This is a genomic window from uncultured Thermomonas sp. (genome assembly GCF_937872235.1).
GTDB lineage: Bacteria > Pseudomonadota > Gammaproteobacteria > Xanthomonadales > Xanthomonadaceae > Thermomonas > Thermomonas beijingensis.
This window is the reverse complement of record NZ_CALMPC010000013.1, coordinates 1-16369: the sequence shown is the minus strand read 5'-3', so window position 1 is coordinate 16369 and position 16369 is coordinate 1. Positions and strand designations below refer to the sequence as shown.

Sequence of the window (16369 nt, the reverse complement as noted above, 5' to 3'; positions counted from 1 at the left end):
TGGCATTTTGGGGCTGGCGCATTTGATGGCCAAACACGGCCAGCGCTATACCGAGACCGCAGGCAAACAGTTCATCCACAACGTCGCCGAGCGCCATTACTACCACCTGCTGCGCGCCAGCCTGCAATTGGGCAAAGAGCTGGGCAATGCGCCATGGATGCACAAGACGCGCTGGCCCGAAGGCTGGTTGCCGCTGGATACCAGCAACCGCAATGTCGAAAAAATCGCCACCTTCACCACGTGCTACGACTGGGAAGCGCTGCGCAGCGAGATCGTCGCCAATGGCGGTATTCGCAATTCGGTGTTGGTGGCGCATATGCCTACCGAGACCTCGGCCAATGCCTCGGGCACCACCAATGGCCTGTACCCAATCCGCGAACTCACCTTGATCAAAACCGACAACCACCGCGTCAATTATTGGGCCGCGCCGGATGGCGACCGCTTGGGCGAGGCGTATCAATCGGCGTGGGACATTCCAGCCAAAGACATGACCGAGCTGTACGCCATTGTGCAGAAGTGGACCGACCAAGGCATCTCTGCCGACTTCTACCGCAAGGTACTGGGCGATGCCTCGATTGAATCCACCGAGCTGATCAGCGACTACCTGTATCGGGTCAAGTTGGGGCTGAAATCCAAGTACTACATGAACCAGAAAACCTCAGCGGGCATGCGCCAATTGGAATTGAACATTCCCAAAGCACGTCCCGAGGAACTGGCCGCCGCCGAACACGACAGCGATTGCGAAGCCTGCACACTGTAAGGACATCCGATGACCGATACCGTCTTCAATTACGCCAAAACTGACTATCAAAAACCGTTGCTGCTGCTGGGTCAGCGGCAGGGGTTGTTCGATACCGTCAACCGCCACTATCCGGCGATCTGGAGGCTATACAAAGCACAAAAATCGCTGGATTGGGACGAAAACGAATTCGACTATTCCTCGTGCAATGCCGATTTCAAATCGTGCTCGCGCGGCACCTACGACATGATGATCAAGACGCTGGCTTGGCAGTGGGAAGCCGACAGTGTGGCCTCGCGTGCGATTGCGCCGGTGCTGGCACCGTTCATCACTTCATCCGAGTTGTGGGCGGCGTGGCAGCGGGTGTCCGACAACGAAGTGGTGCACGCGGCCACGTACTCGGAAATTGTGCGCAATTCGTTTGATGACCCATCCGTCATTCTCGATGAGATCCTGCGCGTGCAAGCGGCGCACGACAGGCTGAGCTGCGTGGCGCGGGCGTTTGCCGATGGCTACGAGACCTCACACAAATACGCCATTGGCCAATTGCCCAACGACCAGACCACATACAACGCGGTGTTCATGACGATTGTCGGGCTGTTCTGCATGGAGCGGATTCAGTTTTTGGCCTCGTTCGCGGTGACTTTCGCCATTTGCGACACCGGGCTGTTTCAGCCGATTGGCAAGGCCATCCAGAAAATTGCGCAAGACGAGTTGGAAATCCACGCCGAGCTGGACCGTGCGGTGCTCCTGAATGAACTGTCCACCGAACGCGGGCAGACCGCGTTTGCGCAATGCCATGACGCAATCCAAGCCTTGATCGAGGAAGTGATCGACAGCGAACTGCGCTGGATCGATTACCTGTTTTCCGATGGCCGCGAACTGGTGGGCATGAATGCCGACCGCCTGTCGGCATGGACGCTGTATTGCGCCAAAGATGTGTATCAAACCCTGGGCCTTGCCAGCCGCAAGCATGCGCTGCCCGCCAGCAATCCGCTGAAGTTCATGGAGAAGTGGCTGAACATCAGCAAGACCCAAGCCTCGCCGCAAGAACAAGACATCGCCGCATACAAGGTTGGGGTGATGCGTCGCACCGACCAAGACGTAGTGTTTGACGACGACTTCTAAACCGCACCTATTTCAAGCACAAGGAACCGCGATGCATATCCATATTTACGGCAAAGACGGCTGCGTCAATTGTGAAAAAAGCAAACTGCTGTGCCAGATGCAATCCCTTGATTTCCATTATCACATGGTGGGTGCCGATATCAGCGTGGACGAGCTACACGCCAAGGTCGGCACGCCGGTGCGCAGCTTGCCGCAAATTTTCATTCAAGGTGATGCGGCGCTCACGCATATCGGCGGCTATGAGGCGTTGCGGCAACACTTGCGCCAACAGCATTGAGTTGCTGTAGGGGATCCTAAGCATTCTCAAAGCTTGGTTCGCCAGACTGGCGGCACCCGTAAATTTCACGATGCCGCCATGCCGCGCTTGCGCCTTGTTTCTGCCCGCCGTATCGCCCTGTTGAGTCCCCTCGTGTTGAGCTTGCTGGCCTGTGGCGGCAAGCCAGAGGCTGGCAGCGAGGACAGCAGCCCCCAAGCGGATGCGCAGGGCCGCATCGTGCTGACCGAGGTGCAGCTGAAAAACCTCGGCATCACCCAGGTTGCGGCCATGGCCGCCACGGTGGTGCCGATCACCGGCTTGCCTGCGCACATTACCGCACCGTTGGCGGCCAGCACCGAGGTCACCGTGCCCTATGCTGGCGTGGTGACCCAAGTGTTGGTCGATGAAGGCAGCCAGGTACAACGTGGGCAGCCGATGTTGCGTGTGCAAAGCCGCGAACTGGTGACGCTGCAAGCCGAGTTGGCGCGTGCACGGGCCGAGGCCGGTGTGGCGCAGCAGCAAGCCCGGCGCGATGCAGTGTTGTTCAAGGAAGGCCTGATTGCGCAAGCGCGCACGCAAGAAAGCCGCGCGCGTGCGGCCATTGCCCGCGCCAGTGTGGCGCAGGCCAGTCTGCAATTGACGCAGCTTCGCCCCAGCACGCGCGGGGCGCCGGGGGAGTTTGAATTGCTGGCCCCGCAGGCTGGGCGGGTGTTGCATCGTGCGGTGAAGCCTGGGCAAGCCTTGGCGGCCTTGGCGTCGGCCTTCACGCTGATGACCGGCGATGGTTTGGATGTGGAATTCAACATCCCGCTGGCGCTGCGCGATGCGGTGCAGCCAGGGCTTGCGGTGGAATTGCCGGCCGGTGCACGTGCCAAGGTGATGGCGGTGGGTGGCGATGCCGATGCCGGTGCGCAAGGCCTGCGGGTGCGTGCGCAGGTGCAAGCGGCCAGTGCGCTGCTACCGGGGCAGCAATTGGAAGCCAGCCTGCATTTGCCGGCACCCGTCGGTGCGGTGGTGGTGCCGGCCTCGGCCTTGCTGCAACAAGGTGAGCATCATGTGGTGTATGTGCGGCAAGGACAGGCATGGCATGGCGTGGTGGTGCACTTGCTGGGCGGTGATGCACGCAGCGCGGTGATCGTGGGCGATGGCGTACACGCCGGGGTCAATGTCGCGGCCAGTGGCGGCAACCTGCTCAAGACCTTGGCGCCGGTGGAGTAGGCCATGCTCAACCGCTTGATCGCGTTTTCCTTGCAGCAGCGCCTGCTGGTCTTGCTGGCCGTTGTTGTGCTGGCGGTGGCCGGGTTGCAGGCATATCTGCAATTGCCCATCGACGCCTACCCCGACATCTCGCCGACGCAGGTGAAGATGATCTTGAAAGCACCCGGCATGACCCCGGAAGAAGTGGAAAGCCGGGTGGTGGCACCACTGGAAATGGAACTGCTGGGTGTGCCCAATGCGGTGATGCTGCGCTCCACAGCGAAGTATGCAATTGCCGATATCACCTTGGATTTCAAGGAAGGCACCGATATCTATTGGGCGCGGCAGCAAGTGAATGAGCGCTATGCCGGTGTGGCCGCGACCCTGCCGGCCAGTGTGGGAGGTGGTTTGGCACCAATCACAACACCGCTTTCCGATGTGTTGATGTTCACCATCGAGGGCGCGGGGTTGAGTTTGCAAGACAAGCGCAGCCTGTTGGACTGGACGCTGCGCCCGGCGCTGCGTGCCTTGCCGGGGGTGGCCGATGTCAATGTGCTGGGCGGACAGGCAAAAAGTTTTGTGGTGGTGCCAGACCGCGCCCGCTTGCTGGCCAATGGCTTGCATTTCAGCGACTTGGTGCAAGTCCTGGAGCGCAACAACCGCAACGATGGTGCCGGGCGCATCAATGCCGGTGAAAACGCCGTGGTGGTGCGGGTGGAAGGTGCACTGCAAACAGTGGATGACATCGGCAATGTGGTGGTGAAAGCCGGCATGCCGCCGCTGCGGATCAAAGATTTGGCCACGGTGCGCATCGACGCCATGACCCGCTACGGCGCGGTGACGCGCGATGGCCAGCACGAAGCGGTGCAAGGGATCGTGGTGGCCTTGCGTGGTGCCGATGCCTCGCAACTGGTGCATGCCGCCGTCGCCAAATTGCAGAGTCTGCAGTCCAGCCTGCCGCCGGGCGTCAAGGTGGTGCCGTTTTACAACCGCAGCAGTTTGATCGAACGCGCAGTGGCGACCGTGCAAGATGCTTTGCTGGAAGCCACCGTGCTGGTGGTGATTTTGCTGTTGCTGTTCCTCGGTGAATTGCGTGCCGCCTTGGTGGTGGCGTTGATGTTGCCGTTCGCCGCGCTCTACACGTTTCTGTTGATGCGCTGGACCGGGCAGAGCGCCAACCTGATGAGCTTGGGTGGCCTTGCGATTGCCATTGGCATGTTGGTGGATGCGGCGGTGGTGGTGGTGGAAAACACGGTCACCCGATTAGAGCCGCAGGCTGGCAGCGCGCATCTACCGCACCTGCACCGGGTGTATGCGGCCACCCGCGAAGTGGCCACACCGGTGGCTGCGGGGATGTTGATCATCGTGCTCACCTTCTTGCCGCTGCTCACCCTGGAAGGCTTGGAGGGCAAATTATTTGCGCCCGTGGCAATGACCATTGTGTTTGCCTTGGGCGCGTCGTTGCTGTTGTCGCTGACCTTGGTACCGGTGTTGGCATCACTGTTGCTCAAGCCGCATGCCCATCACGAGCCGTGGTTGATGCGGCAAGTGGTGCGGGTGTATCGGCCGATCCTGGATGCGGTATTGGCCAAGCCCAAACGCGCATTGATCCCTGCGGGCATCGCCTTGCTGTTGGGGGCTGTGGGCTATCTGAGCGTAGGCAAAAGCTTTATGCCGACGATGGATGAGGGCGACATTTTGGTGCAGTTGGCCAAGTCGCCGGCAATTTCTCTGCAACGCTCGTTGGAGTTGGATCTGGCAGTGGAGCGTGCGATCAAAGCCAAAGTGCCGGAAGTGGCGCACATCGTGGCGCGGGTGGGCTCGGATGAATTGGGGCTCGACCCGATGGGCTTGAATGAAACCGATATGTTTTTGCAGCTCAAACCCAAATCGCAATGGCGCAAGCCCGATAAAGCGTGGCTGGCCGATGCGCTGCGCAAGGTACTGGCCGATTTTCCGGGAATGGATACCGGCCTGACCCAACCCATCGAAATGCGCGTGTCCGAAATGTTGACCGGCAGCCGTGGCGATTTGGCCATCAAAATCTTCGGGCCTGACCTGCACGTGCTCGGCACGTTGGCGCAGCGCACCGCCAGTGTGGTGGAGCAGCTGCGTGGTGCGCAGGATGTCATCACCCAAACGACCGAGGGCGTGGATTACCTGCAAGTGGTGATTGATCCGATTGCTGCCGGTCGCAATGGCTTGGCGGTGGCCGATGTGCAAGACGAACTGCGCGCACAGATCGATGGCATGCCTGCGGGGATGGTGTTGGAGTCCAATCGACGCACACCGATACTGGTGCGGGGTGGCGAGGATATCCGTATGTCGGCATTGCGGTTCAAGCAGATGCGCATGGCATTGCCGGGCGGTGGCGAGATCCCGTTGGCGGCCATTGCCACCCTCAAGGCGGGCAATGGTCCGGTAAAAGTGGGGCGCGAACAAGGTTCGCGGTTTGCCCTGGTGCAATCCAATGTCGATGGTCGCGACTTGGTGGGCTTTGTCGATGACGCCAAGGCTGCGGTGGCCAAGGCGGTGCCACTGCCGCCCGGGTATCACATGGAATGGGGCGGGCAGTTTGAAAACCAGCAACGTGCGGCCGCACGCTTGGGCTTGGTGATCCCGCTGGCCTTGGCCGCCATCTTTTTGGTGTTGTTCATGACCTTTGGGTCATTGCGGCAGGCGGTCTTGATCTTGTGCAACATCCCGTTTGCCTTGGTCGGCGGCATTTTGGCGCTGTGGGTATCCGGGCAATATTTGTCGGTACCGGCGGCGGTGGGCTTCATTGCCCTGTTGGGTATCGCGGTACTCAATGGTTTGGTGCTGGTGACCTGCTTCAACCAATTGCACGACAGCGGCCTGCCGATTGCAGAAGTGGTGCGGCGTGGCGCGTTGGCGCGGGTGCGCCCGGTGTTGATGACCGCCAGCATCACGGCACTGGGTTTGGTGCCACTGCTGTTAGCCAACGGCCCGGGTTCGGAAATCCAGCGACCGTTGGCCATCGTGGTGGTCGGCGGTTTGTTGACTTCTACCGCATTGACCTTGCTGCTGCTGCCAATTTTGTACCAGCGGTTTGGTGTTGTAGTCGAAAAGGACGAGGCATGAGCGAACACGTACGCTTGAATGTGGTGTTCTCACCGCGTTTGGAAGCGGCCATCACCGAAGCCCTGGTGGCCGAAGCCGGTCTGCCCGGGTTCACCGTGCTGCATGCGGAAGGGCATTCCAGCGATTTTATGCACGCATCCATTGCCGAGCAGGTGCGTGGCCGGGTGCAGCGGCGCGTGCTGTGGATGTTGTTGCCGCATGTCCAGGTCGAGGCAGTCCTTGCCGTGCTGCGGGCGCAAGTGGATATGCACGAAGTACGTTGGTGGATCGAGCCGGTGCTGGCGATGGGGACATTGGAATGAGGTGGATATTGGGCATGGCGGGGTTGCTGCTGAGTGTGCCTGCATCCGCGCAGCAGTGGTTGCCGCCGCACGACGCGGTGCACCTGGCCATCGATGCACAACCGAATGTGGTGGCGGCGCGCGCGCGTCTGGACGCAGCCCAGGCACAGGCACGCGCGTTGCGCGTGGGTAGCCACGAGTTTCAAGTCACTGTGGTCAGTCAACGCCGCAGCACCGACGAGCTGGGTGGGCGGCAGCGGTTTGCGGAATCTGAAATCGGAATCAGCCGTGCATTGCGCTTGCCGGGCAAGGCACGGTTGGATCGTGACATCGGCGCTGCGGGTATCGACTCCGCTGAATTGCGTTTGGACGATGCCCGCCATCAAGCCGCACGGCTCTTGTTGGAGGACTGGATGGCATGGTTGCGCGCAGCCGAGGCGGTGCAGCGGACAAGCGTGCAACTTGCGTCGTTTGATCAAGAGCAGCGTGTTTTGGTGCGCCGGTTGGCGTTGGGTGATGTCGCGCAAAAAGAAGTGGAATTACTTGAGGTCGAGCGTGCGCAGGCACGAGCGGCGCAACTGGCTGCGCAGGCCGCTTTGGACAGTGCACGGCTGGCGATGCAAAGCGATTTTCCCAGTCTGCCGATTCCCGCACACGCCCCGGATGTGGCCGCGCCTTTGGTGTTACAAGGAACCGCCGAGGCATGGATTGCCCGCATCATCGCGCGCAGCCATGAAATCGGCGCGCTGGAATCAGACGCGCGCGGAGCCGAGGCACGTGCGGCACGTGCGCGAGCCGACCGCATCGCTGACCCCACGCTGGGCCTGCGCCGTTTGAGTGAGCGCGGTGGTGCCGAACAGGTCAATGGCGTGGTCTTGAGCCTCCCCCTAGGCGGGCGTTATCGCAGCGCACTGGCGGCTGCCGAAAGTGCCAATGCGGCGGCACTGCACGGTGATGCCGCTGCGATGCGACGTGACATACAGCATGAGGCAGTCTTGACCGTAACCAGTGCCACCCGCCGATCGGCGCAATGGCAGGCGCAGCGGGACGCACTTGCCGCCAGTGAAGCGGTACTGAAGCGCGTCAAGCGCGGCTGGGAGCTGGGCGAAATTGCATTGTCGGAATGGTTGCTGGTGCAGCGCCAGCACAACCAGATGGTTGGCTTGGAGGCCGCCGCCCGTGCCGATGCCGAGCAAGCAAGACTACGCGTACTGGTGGATGCGCACGATATTTGGCACGATGAATAAGCATGCTGATCTACAATGCCTGACGACTGAATTTTTCGATCGCCGCACATGCAGCTTGAACACCACCATCATCACGAACCCCATCGTAGCCAGCACAGTGGTTGGTTGCGCGCCGCGGTGCTGGGTGCCAACGATGGCCTGATCTCGACGAGCAGCCTGATGTTGGGCATGGCCACCGCACAGGCCAGCCCCGCCACTATTTTGTTGTCAGGGATTGCGGGACTAGCGGCAGGTGCATTGTCGATGGCGGCGGGCGAATACGTGTCGGTGAGCTCGCAAGCAGATGCCGAATATGCCGATATCCGGATCGAGCAAAAAGCCCTGCAGGAACACCCGGAAGCCGAGCTCGTTGAGCTCACCCAGATTTACGTCCACCGTGGCCTGGAGCCTGCATTGGCACGGCAAGTGGCCGAGCAGCTCACCGCGCATGACGACTTGGCGGCACATCTGCGTGATGAGGTTGGCATCCACGACATGCAGCGTGCCAGGCCGGTGCAGGCGGGCTTGGCATCGGCCGGTTCGTTCACCCTCGGCGCGTTGCCGCCGATCCTGCTGGCATGGCTATGGCAGGGCGCAGGCTTGAGTATCGCGATTGTGGTCAGCACCACCGTGCTATTGGCGGTGCTGGGTTATGTGGCCGAGCGCGTTGCCGGCGGTGGCGGCTTCAAGGGTGCGTGGCGGGTTCTGCTGTGGGGCAGCCTGGCGCAGGCCGCCACCGCGTTGATTGGCTGGGCTTTTGGGGTGAGCACGGGCTAAGCCGTCGCAGGATTTGCGACAACCGCTGGCTACACTAGGCAGATGGATCTCAATACCCTGCTGTTGCTTCTCTTGCTGGTCGCGGCGCTCGCGATCATCGCCTTGTTGCTGCTGCGTCGTCCGGAAGAGCGCATGGGCCATGTGTTGCGTGATGAGCAGCGCATGGGCCGCGATGAATTGCGTGGGCAATTGGATAGCTTTGCCCTGCAACAAGGCCAGCGCATCGACGGCTTTGGCAGTCAGTTGCAGGCGGTGGCCGCGCGCACCGATGCCCGGCTGGATGAGTTGACCAGCCGCACCGATGCCCGGCTGGACGCGCTGCGCGAAGCCTTGACGGAAGATGCGCGCAAGGCGCGGCAGGAAGGCGCAGAACAACAGCAGCGGCATAGCGAGACGCTGGCCACGCAGCTGCGCGAACTCAGTACGCGCAATGAAGCGCGCATCGGTGAGATGCGCGCCACCTTGGCGCAGCAGCTGCAATCCTTGCAAGCCGATAACGCGCAAAAGCTCGAGCAAATGCGCGCGACCGTGGATGAAAAATTGCACGCCACGCTGGAAACCCGGCTCACCGAAAGTTTCGCCAATGTGCAAACCATGCTGATGCAGGTGCACCAGGGCTTGGGTGACATGAGCAAGCTGGCCACCGATGTGGGTGGCTTGCAGCGCTTGTTGACCAATGTGAAGTCGCGCGGGATCTTCGGTGAAGTGCAGTTGGCGGGCTTGCTGGAGCAAGTGTTTGCACCCGATCAATATGCAGACAATATCGCCACCATCCCTGGCAGCAGCGAGCGGGTGGAGTTTGCGGTGCGCTTTCCCGGCAGCAGCGATGACGGCGTGGTATGGCTGCCGATCGATGCCAAATTCCCGCGGGAAGATTACGAGCGTTTGCTGGACGCGCAAGAGCGTGCCGACAGTGACGATGCGCGCAGTGCCGGCGATGCACTGGAGCGGCGGGTGCGCGAGGAGGCCAAGCGTATTCGCAGTAAATATGTGGCCCCACCGCACACCACCGAATTTGCCATTTTGTTTTTGCCCACCGAAGGCCTGTATGCCGAAGTCCTGCGCCGTCCAGGCCTGTTTGAAGCCTTGCAGCGCGAGCAACGCATCACCATCGCCGGCCCCACTACCTTGCTGGCCTTGCTCACCAGTTTGCAGATTGGCTTTCGTACCGTGGCTATTGAAAAGCGTTCGGCGGAAGTGTGGCGCATCCTGGAAAAAGCCAAGAGCGAATTCGGCAAATTCGGCGATGTGCTGGACAAGGTGAAAGAGAAACTGGATCAAGCCAGCAAACAGATTGAACACACCGGCGTGCGCACCCGCGCGATCGAGCGCAGCCTGCGCGAGGTGGACAGCCTACCCGGCGAGATGGCGACGGCGATTGCACAGGAAGCGCCGCACGCTGATGCCTGAGCCGCACGGTGGTCAGTGCGATGCGGATGGTACCGGCGAACTGGCAGGTTCGTCTTCCAGCAGATAGGCCGGCAGTGATTCGTTGCCTTCGTCATTCTGGCTGCGATCGGAGTTGATCAGATAGCGGCGCCGCGCCAGCCACGCATCACGGGTGAGGACGTACTCGTCAGGCGCGGCTTCGCGCAGTTCATCCAGCGGCAGCAGGCCGGCGCGGGTATCCACCAGCCACAGCGCTTCCAGCGAGAGCCGTGAGCTGTCGTGTTCGACATAGGTCAACGGCGCCATCGTGATATCACCGGCCGCGCCCACGGCGTCACGCACGGTGCGCGGGCCAAGCAAGGGCAGTTCCAGATAGCGCGATTCGTGCCAGCCCCAACGCGCCAGGGTGCGGCCGAAGTCGGCGCTGTGGCGATGCATCTTCAGTGCTTTGGTGGCAGGATCAAAAATGCCGCCGATGCCGATCACGGTATTCACCAGGAACCGTCCCAGCGTCTCCACCGATGCACGCGGACGGCCCTGCAGCAGCAGGTTGCCAAACGCCAGCGGTGCGGCGAGGTTGTCGAACACATTGCTGATGCCCTTGCGCAGCGGGGCGGGGGTGATCTTGGTGTAGGCCACTGCGAGTGGATGCATGATGCCGTGGTCGATGGCGGTGTTGAATGCATGCACGCGGCGGTTCATTGGCTCCCACGGATCCAGCTGATCGAGGCTGTCACTGCTGCCCGCACCGTTGGCGGCGCGGGTGCCGTAGATGGCGGCAAAATCGTCGTCGGCGCTGGTGGCCTCGGCACTGGACGCAACTCTGGCGGCGATTGCATGGGCAGCGTTGGGTGTTGCATCTGCCATTGCCGCTGCGGCATCGGCTGTTGCCCCGGTGGGCGGTGCAGCGGCATTGCCGATGGCTGCATTTGCTGCGGGCGCAGCCATACCTGCCGGGGCAGCATCGGATGTGGGCGGCGCGACGTCGGTCGCAGCAGGCGATGTGCGCGCCAACGGCAGCTGGCTGGCGCAGCCGGTAGTGATGAGCAGGATGCCCAGCGTGGCGCTGATCAGCAGGCGAGTCATGGGATTCCTTCGAACCGAATCAAATCCGGATGCACGTGCAGAGGTATCGATCAGTGGCCGCCATTGCCAGCCGCGGCTTTGAGGCTGCCGCTGCGCAAATCGGCGGCGACTTGCGCGATGGATTTTTGCGTCAGCGGTGAATCGAACTGGCTGCGGAAGGTTTGCACATAGGACACACCCTCGATCATCACGTCGAATATTTTCCAGCCGCCGTTGTTGCGCACGAGGTAATCCACCGGTACCGGCGCACCATTGTCGCGCAGCAGCTCGGTGGATACCTTGATGCCCCGATTACCGGGCAGCGGGCTTTCCGACTTCAGGCGCAGCCGCGGTTTGCCTTCGAAGTTCAGCAGGGCGGCACCGTAGCGCTGCATCAGGTTGTCCACCATCGCATCGGCGAACAGCTTGACGTCGGCCTCGCTGGCACCGCGGCCGTGGGTGCCGAGTACCAAGCGCGCCGCATACAGGCTGTCGAAACTGCCACGCAGTTCGCCGTCGATGAAGCTACGCAGTGCGGCCGGATTCTTGCTGAACTCGGCACGGCGCTGTTGCAAGGTCGTCAGCACGCGGCTGCCGGTGGTGACCACTTGCTGGCCCGGGGTGGCGGTGGCCTGTTGGGCCTGCGTGGCCAGTGGTGCAACGGCCAGCAGCGGCGTAGACAGGGCGAGTGAAACGGACAGGAGCAACGATTTCATGGCTTGGTTTCCGTGGGGGACGGTTCGGTTTTCGATGCCGGCGCCGATGTGCCGCCTGCGCCGCCGAACATGTATTTGCCGACCATCTGGATCAGATCGACAGCGGGTTGGGTGTAGGCGATTTCTTCGCCGGGCTTGAGATTTTCGGGGTCGCCGCCCGGCTGCAGGCCAACGTAGCTTTCGCCCAGCAGACCGCTGGTGAAGATGCCGGCGGAGGTGTCGGCGGGCAGCGGGTAGCGCTGGTCGATGTCCAGCGTCACCACCGCGTCGAAGCGCTTGGGGTCAAGGTCGATCTTCGCCACCCGGCCCACCGCCACGCCGCCGATCCGCACCGGTGCCTGCAGGCGCAGCTGGCCCAGGGTGGAGAAGCGCGCAGTCAGCGGATAGCTGTCGCCGCCACCACCAAACTGGCGATTGGTGGAGGCGAACGCCAACACCAACAGAGAGGCCAGCGCCAGCAGAAGGAAGGCGCCGACCGCGAATTCAAGCCTGGGGCCACGGATTGCCATGGGAAATTCCTTAATTGAACAACAGGGCCGACATCACGAAGTTGAGCATCAGCACCAGCAGCGAGGCGTTCACCACCGCGCGGGTGGTGGCCACCGAGGTGCCCTCGATGGTGGGTTCGGCGTGGAAGCCTGCATACGCGGCCACCAGTGCCGAGGTGCCACCGAATACCGCCGACTTCAGCAACGCCACGCCGAAGTCATCCCACGCGTCCACGCTGTGTTGCAGCGCCGACCAGAACGTGCCGTTGTCGAGGCCCAGTATGCGCACCGCTTCGAACCAACTGGCGGCGATCGCCAGTGAACAGAAGAAGCCGGTCAGCAGGGGTACGCACAAAATCGCCGCCCAAAAGCGCGGTGCGACTGCCTTTGCCAGCGGGTCGATGGCCATCAGCTCCAGCGCCTTGATCTGGTCGGTGGCACGCATCAGGCCAAGTTCGGCGGCGATCGAACTGCCGGCGCGGCCGATGAACAGCAGCGCGGTCAGCACCGGACCCAGTTCGCGATACAGCGACAGCCCGAGCAGCGTGGACAGCGCATCGGCGGCACCAAACGTGGCCAGCGTGCGGTAGCCCTGCAAGGTCAGCACCAGCCCGACGAAGGCGCCGCCCACCACGATGATTGGCAGCGAGCGCGCGCCCACCTTGTAGATTTCCTTCACCAGTTCGGCGAACAAATCCGCAGTGGGTTTGGACGCGCGCAACACTGACAGCGCAAACAGGCCGGCGCGCCCCAACGAACGCATGGAAGCAGCGAAAGCCATCAGGCGGCATCCCGCGCCATCGGCGCAGCTGCGAAGCCTGCGCCCTCGAAACTGAGGGGGCCCTCGGCATCGCCATTGAGGAACTGACGCAGCAGCGGATCATCGCTGGCCTGCAATGCTTGTGGCGTGCCGGCAAACGCGATGCCGCCGTTCGCAATCACCACCGCTTGATCGCAGACCGGCAGGGTTTCATGGACGTGGTGGCTGATCACGATGCAGGTCAGCCCCAGCGTTTGGTTGAGTCGGCGCAGCAGTTGCATGATCACGCTGCTGGCGATGGGATCCAGTCCGGTCAGTGGTTCGTCGCACAGCAGCAGCGGCGGATCCAGTGCCAGCGCCCGCGCCAGTGCGGCGCGGCGGGCCATGCCGCCGGACAGTTCACGTGGATACAAGTTGGCGGCGGCGCGCAAGCCGACCGCATCGAGTTTGGCCGCCACGATGCGTGCAATCTCCACGTCGGTCCGCCGTGTATGCGCATGCAATGGCAGCGCCACGTTTTCGGTCACGGTCAGGTCGGTCAGCAGGCCGTTGCCTTGCAGCAGTACGCCCAGCCGCTTGCGCATCTCCAGCAGCCCACCCGGGGTTCGCGGCACTTCTTCCCCGAAGACCTCGATGCGGCCTTCCGTCGGCACCAGTTCACCGGTGATCGCCGCCAGCAGGGTGGATTTGCCGGTGCCAGATGGCCCCAGCACGGCGGTCATGCTGCCTTGTGGAATGTCCAAGTCCAGCCCACGCAGGATGGCGCGTCCACCGCGATCAAGGCGGACCGATGACAAACGCACGGCGGTGGCGGGAGAAACAGACATGCGATGACTAACGTGAGAAGTGGCGCGCGTGGATGCAGGGCTGCATAGCTTGCTTGGCGCTGGCTGAACAAGGGGCAAGCAATTGAACTAACAAGTGCAGGAATTATCGCGCATTCGCTCTGCAATGTGCATCGGCAAACATCTTCCGCGTGGAACGCTGCGTGTTGCGTGCAGCGACACCATCAACGCCAACGGCGTTTCAAACGCTCGCGTATGCGGATGTGGCGGCCGGACTCGTGTGCTTCCTTCAAGCGACGGCTATGCGCGGCCAACAGGTCGCCACGGGTCAGGATGCCGAGCAAGCCGTGCGGCGCTTGAGCGTCGACCACGACTACACGTCCGATGTTTTCGGCCACCATGTGGTCGGCCGCCTCGCGCAGCGAATGTTGCGCATGTACCACCACCGGTGCGCGCGTCAGCATTTCGCCAATGCGGCGCATGTTGGGATGCCCGGACGACAGCAAATCGCGCCGGGTAATCACGCCGCGCACACGGCCCGCATCGTCGATGACTGGAAACCCTTGGTGTTGGTACTCGGCGCGGCCCGAGTGGAGCAGTGCGCGCACATCGCCCAGTGCATCGGCGGTGCGCAGCGAGATGACGTTGCGTGTGCAGGCATCGCCCACGGCGACTTGTTCAAGGAAATCGGCGGCATACTCGCTGGGTACGCGCACGCCGCGCCGCGCAATCTTCTCGGTCATGATGGTGTTGCGCATCAGCAATGCCGAGATCAGATAGGCGGCGGTGCAACCGCCCAACAGCGGCAACAAACCATGCGCTTGCTGGGTGGTTTCAAACGCGAATACCACCGAGGTCAACAGCGCACGTGACGCCCCGGCAAAGATCGCGGCCATGCCCACCAGACCTGCAATCCGCGGGTCAATGCCCAACTGCGGTGCCAGTGCCACCATCGCAACGCCAGCCAATGCACCCAGCGCGCCACCGATGGTGAACAGCGGTGCCAAGGTGCCGCCGGAGGTGCCGCTGCCCAGCGCGATCGACCACGAAATGAACTTCATCACGCACAGAAACGCCAACGCGCCCGCTGCCAAGTGCCCGGCCACGATGTCTTCGATATTGCTGTAGCCCACCCCCAGCGTGCGCGGCGCAAAGTAGCCCACCACGCCCACTGCAATGCCGCCGATCGCCGGCCACCACATCCAGTGGATCGGCAAGCGTTCAAAGCCGTCTTCGATGGCGTACAGCACGCGCGTGACGCCCACGCTGACCAGCCCAATCGCCGCGCCCAACAGCACATACATCGCCAGTGCCGCCAAGCCCGGTTCGGCCACCGCCGGCATCGCAAACACCGGTGCACTGCCCACCGTGGCATAGCGCACACCGGCGGCTGCCACCGTGGCCAGCGCTACCGGCACCAGCGAGCGTGCGCGCAATTCGAACAACAACAACTCCACCGCCAACACCACGGCGGCCAGCGGCGAACCAAAGATCGCAGTCATGCCACCGGCGGCACCGGCGGCCAGCAGTACTTTGCGTTCATGGCCTGTCACATGCAGCACTTGGCCGATGAACGAGCCGAGTGCACCACCAGTCGCGATGATCGGGCCTTCGGCACCAAATGGCCCGCCAGTGCCGATGGCGACCGCCGACGAGATCGGTTTGAGGAAGGTGATCCGCGGCGGAATCCTGGATTCATTGAGCAGCACCTGTTCCATCGCCTCGGGGATGCCGTGGCCACGAATCGCACGCGACCCCCAGCGCGCCATCAGCCCCACGATCACACCGCCCAGTACCGGCACCACGATCACCCAAGCGCCCAAGTTGTGGTCGGCTGGTGACACCGCCTGCAGCGACCACCGCCCGAGAAACGCGAGGTTGGTCACCAGTGCAATCAGCGCCACCAATACCCGCGCAATCAACGCTGCGCCGCCGCCAAGCACGATGGCCAAAGCGCAGATCCACAGCACGCGTGGCTCGATCAAGCTGGCCCGGCGCGGCATGCGTGCGGCTTCCAGACTCACCCCCAGCCCGGGGGCCAGCGGCAGCGCTTGATTGGACGATTCCTCACGCAGCCGCGCGTGTTCGGGGTGCTCAGGGGGGGGTGATGTCATAGGGAAATGCGGGCAGAGCAGCGGGCGCGAAGGCTACATCACGCATCGCCAAGATCAGGTGAAGATGCACCCGTCACGTGCGCGCAGCGGATCACACTGCGGGCGTATCCTGCAGCAGTCATGCGCCATCCATTGGAGCGCCACTACATGTACGCGGATTTTGCCACCCACCTTGTTGACAACCAGCCGCCACCGTTCGGCACGCACAATCTCTGGGACGACGATGCCGCGCTGCGCGAAGCGGTGTTGCGCGAAGGCGGCGCAGCGTTTTCCACGCATCTTGCCGAGTACGGCGCGCTCGCCGGTGGCCGCTTGTTGCACTTGGCCGATGACGCCCACCGGGATC

Annotated in this window: 15 protein-coding genes and 1 pseudogene; 10 read left to right on the top strand and 6 right to left on the bottom strand. The window is 62.5% G+C overall.

All coding sequences use genetic code 11. The annotated features are described in order from the left end of the window. The 9 genes from QWB57_RS01230 to rmuC all read left to right on the top strand — a co-directional run. A partial coding sequence (locus tag QWB57_RS01230; RefSeq protein ID WP_288967986.1) for a hypothetical protein occupies positions 1–760 on the top strand: 760 nt, incomplete at its 5' end. 9 nt (positions 761–769) lie between these two features. Beyond that, the gene (locus QWB57_RS01225) at positions 770–1867 is read left to right on the top strand and encodes a ribonucleotide-diphosphate reductase subunit beta (protein WP_288967984.1); all 1098 of its coding nucleotides are present in this window, start codon (positions 770–772) and stop codon (positions 1865–1867) included. A 31-nt stretch (positions 1868–1898) separates the two neighbouring features. After that, positions 1899–2144 carry a glutaredoxin domain-containing protein gene (locus QWB57_RS01220; protein ID WP_288967983.1) on the top strand — a complete coding sequence of 82 codons (246 nt, stop codon included), beginning with the start codon at positions 1899–1901 and terminating at the stop codon, positions 2142–2144. A 78-nt stretch (positions 2145–2222) separates the two neighbouring features. Next, complete coding sequence (locus tag QWB57_RS01215) at positions 2223–3341, top strand: efflux RND transporter periplasmic adaptor subunit (RefSeq protein ID WP_288967982.1); 1119 nt, start codon at positions 2223–2225, stop codon at positions 3339–3341. 3 nt (positions 3342–3344) lie between these two features. After that, positions 3345–6422 carry a CusA/CzcA family heavy metal efflux RND transporter gene (locus tag QWB57_RS01210; RefSeq protein ID WP_288967980.1) on the top strand — a complete coding sequence of 1026 codons (3078 nt, stop codon included), beginning with the start codon at positions 3345–3347 and terminating at the stop codon, positions 6420–6422. After that, entirely contained in the window at positions 6419–6724 is a 306-nt protein-coding gene (locus QWB57_RS01205; protein WP_223629039.1) for a DUF3240 family protein, read from the top strand. Before QWB57_RS01210 ends, QWB57_RS01205 begins: the two co-directional genes overlap by 4 nt. 14 nt (positions 6725–6738) lie before the next feature. Continuing rightward, positions 6739–7950: a TolC family protein gene (locus tag QWB57_RS01200; RefSeq protein ID WP_288967978.1), complete on the top strand. Its 1212-nt coding sequence runs from the start codon at positions 6739–6741 to the stop codon at positions 7948–7950. A gap of 48 nt (positions 7951–7998) precedes the next feature. Then, positions 7999–8706: a VIT family protein gene (locus tag QWB57_RS01195; protein WP_223629041.1), complete on the top strand. Its 708-nt coding sequence runs from the start codon at positions 7999–8001 to the stop codon at positions 8704–8706. Between the two features lie 42 nt (positions 8707–8748). Then, a complete protein-coding gene (gene rmuC, locus QWB57_RS01190) occupies positions 8749–10116 on the top strand; it encodes a DNA recombination protein RmuC (protein ID WP_223629042.1) in 1368 nt (455 codons plus the stop codon). Positions 10117–10128: 12 nt separating this feature from the next. On the opposite strand, the gene QWB57_RS01185 is transcribed toward rmuC, so the two are convergent. The 6 genes from QWB57_RS01185 to QWB57_RS01160 form a co-directional block, all read right to left on the bottom strand. Further along, the gene (locus tag QWB57_RS01185) at positions 10129–11181 is read right to left on the bottom strand and encodes an MlaA family lipoprotein (RefSeq protein WP_223629043.1); all 1053 of its coding nucleotides are present in this window, start codon (positions 11179–11181) and stop codon (positions 10129–10131) included. A 50-nt stretch (positions 11182–11231) separates the two neighbouring features. Then, on the bottom strand, positions 11232–11876 hold the full coding sequence (locus tag QWB57_RS01180) for an ABC transporter substrate-binding protein (RefSeq protein WP_223629044.1): 645 nt from the start codon (positions 11874–11876) through the stop codon (positions 11232–11234). Beyond that, positions 11873–12385 carry an outer membrane lipid asymmetry maintenance protein MlaD gene (mlaD, locus tag QWB57_RS01175; protein WP_223629045.1) on the bottom strand — a complete coding sequence of 171 codons (513 nt, stop codon included), beginning with the start codon at positions 12383–12385 and terminating at the stop codon, positions 11873–11875. Before mlaD ends, QWB57_RS01180 begins: the two co-directional genes overlap by 4 nt. 10 nt (positions 12386–12395) lie before the next feature. Continuing rightward, the gene (locus QWB57_RS01170) at positions 12396–13145 is read right to left on the bottom strand and encodes an MlaE family lipid ABC transporter permease subunit (protein ID WP_223629046.1); all 750 of its coding nucleotides are present in this window, start codon (positions 13143–13145) and stop codon (positions 12396–12398) included. After that, entirely contained in the window at positions 13145–13951 is an 807-nt protein-coding gene (locus QWB57_RS01165) for an ATP-binding cassette domain-containing protein (RefSeq protein ID WP_223629047.1), read from the bottom strand. Before QWB57_RS01165 ends, QWB57_RS01170 begins: the two co-directional genes overlap by 1 nt. A gap of 182 nt (positions 13952–14133) precedes the next feature. Next, entirely contained in the window at positions 14134–15912 is a 1779-nt protein-coding gene (locus QWB57_RS01160) for a chloride channel protein (protein ID WP_288967988.1), read from the bottom strand. A 231-nt stretch (positions 15913–16143) separates the two neighbouring features. Between QWB57_RS01160 and QWB57_RS01155 the strand changes: the two are divergent. Further along, a pseudogene (locus QWB57_RS01155) lies at positions 16144–16369 on the top strand (hypothetical protein); the annotation flags it as partial.

What these genes read in the sequence shown, in the direction of transcription:
- QWB57_RS01225 (WP_288967984.1), top strand. Translation starts at nt 770, where the DNA reads ATGACCGATACCGTCTTCAATTACGCCAAAACTGACTATCAAAAACCG.
- QWB57_RS01220 (WP_288967983.1), top strand. Translation starts at nt 1,899, where the DNA reads ATGCATATCCATATTTACGGCAAAGACGGCTGCGTCAATTGTGAAAAA.
- QWB57_RS01215 (WP_288967982.1), top strand. Translation starts at nt 2,223, where the DNA reads ATGCCGCGCTTGCGCCTTGTTTCTGCCCGCCGTATCGCCCTGTTGAGT.
- QWB57_RS01210 (WP_288967980.1), top strand. Translation starts at nt 3,345, where the DNA reads ATGCTCAACCGCTTGATCGCGTTTTCCTTGCAGCAGCGCCTGCTGGTC.
- QWB57_RS01205 (WP_223629039.1), top strand. Translation starts at nt 6,419, where the DNA reads ATGAGCGAACACGTACGCTTGAATGTGGTGTTCTCACCGCGTTTGGAA.
- QWB57_RS01200 (WP_288967978.1), top strand. Translation starts at nt 6,739, where the DNA reads ATGGCGGGGTTGCTGCTGAGTGTGCCTGCATCCGCGCAGCAGTGGTTG.
- QWB57_RS01195 (WP_223629041.1), top strand. Translation starts at nt 7,999, where the DNA reads ATGCAGCTTGAACACCACCATCATCACGAACCCCATCGTAGCCAGCAC.
- rmuC (WP_223629042.1), top strand. Translation starts at nt 8,749, where the DNA reads ATGGATCTCAATACCCTGCTGTTGCTTCTCTTGCTGGTCGCGGCGCTC.
- QWB57_RS01185 (WP_223629043.1), bottom strand. Translation starts at nt 11,181, where the DNA reads ATGACTCGCCTGCTGATCAGCGCCACGCTGGGCATCCTGCTCATCACT.
- QWB57_RS01180 (WP_223629044.1), bottom strand. Translation starts at nt 11,876, where the DNA reads ATGAAATCGTTGCTCCTGTCCGTTTCACTCGCCCTGTCTACGCCGCTG.
- mlaD (WP_223629045.1), bottom strand. Translation starts at nt 12,385, where the DNA reads ATGGCAATCCGTGGCCCCAGGCTTGAATTCGCGGTCGGCGCCTTCCTT.
- QWB57_RS01170 (WP_223629046.1), bottom strand. Translation starts at nt 13,145, where the DNA reads ATGGCTTTCGCTGCTTCCATGCGTTCGTTGGGGCGCGCCGGCCTGTTT.
- QWB57_RS01165 (WP_223629047.1), bottom strand. Translation starts at nt 13,951, where the DNA reads ATGTCTGTTTCTCCCGCCACCGCCGTGCGTTTGTCATCGGTCCGCCTT.
- QWB57_RS01160 (WP_288967988.1), bottom strand. Translation starts at nt 15,912, where the DNA reads ATGCCGCGCCGGGCCAGCTTGATCGAGCCACGCGTGCTGTGGATCTGC.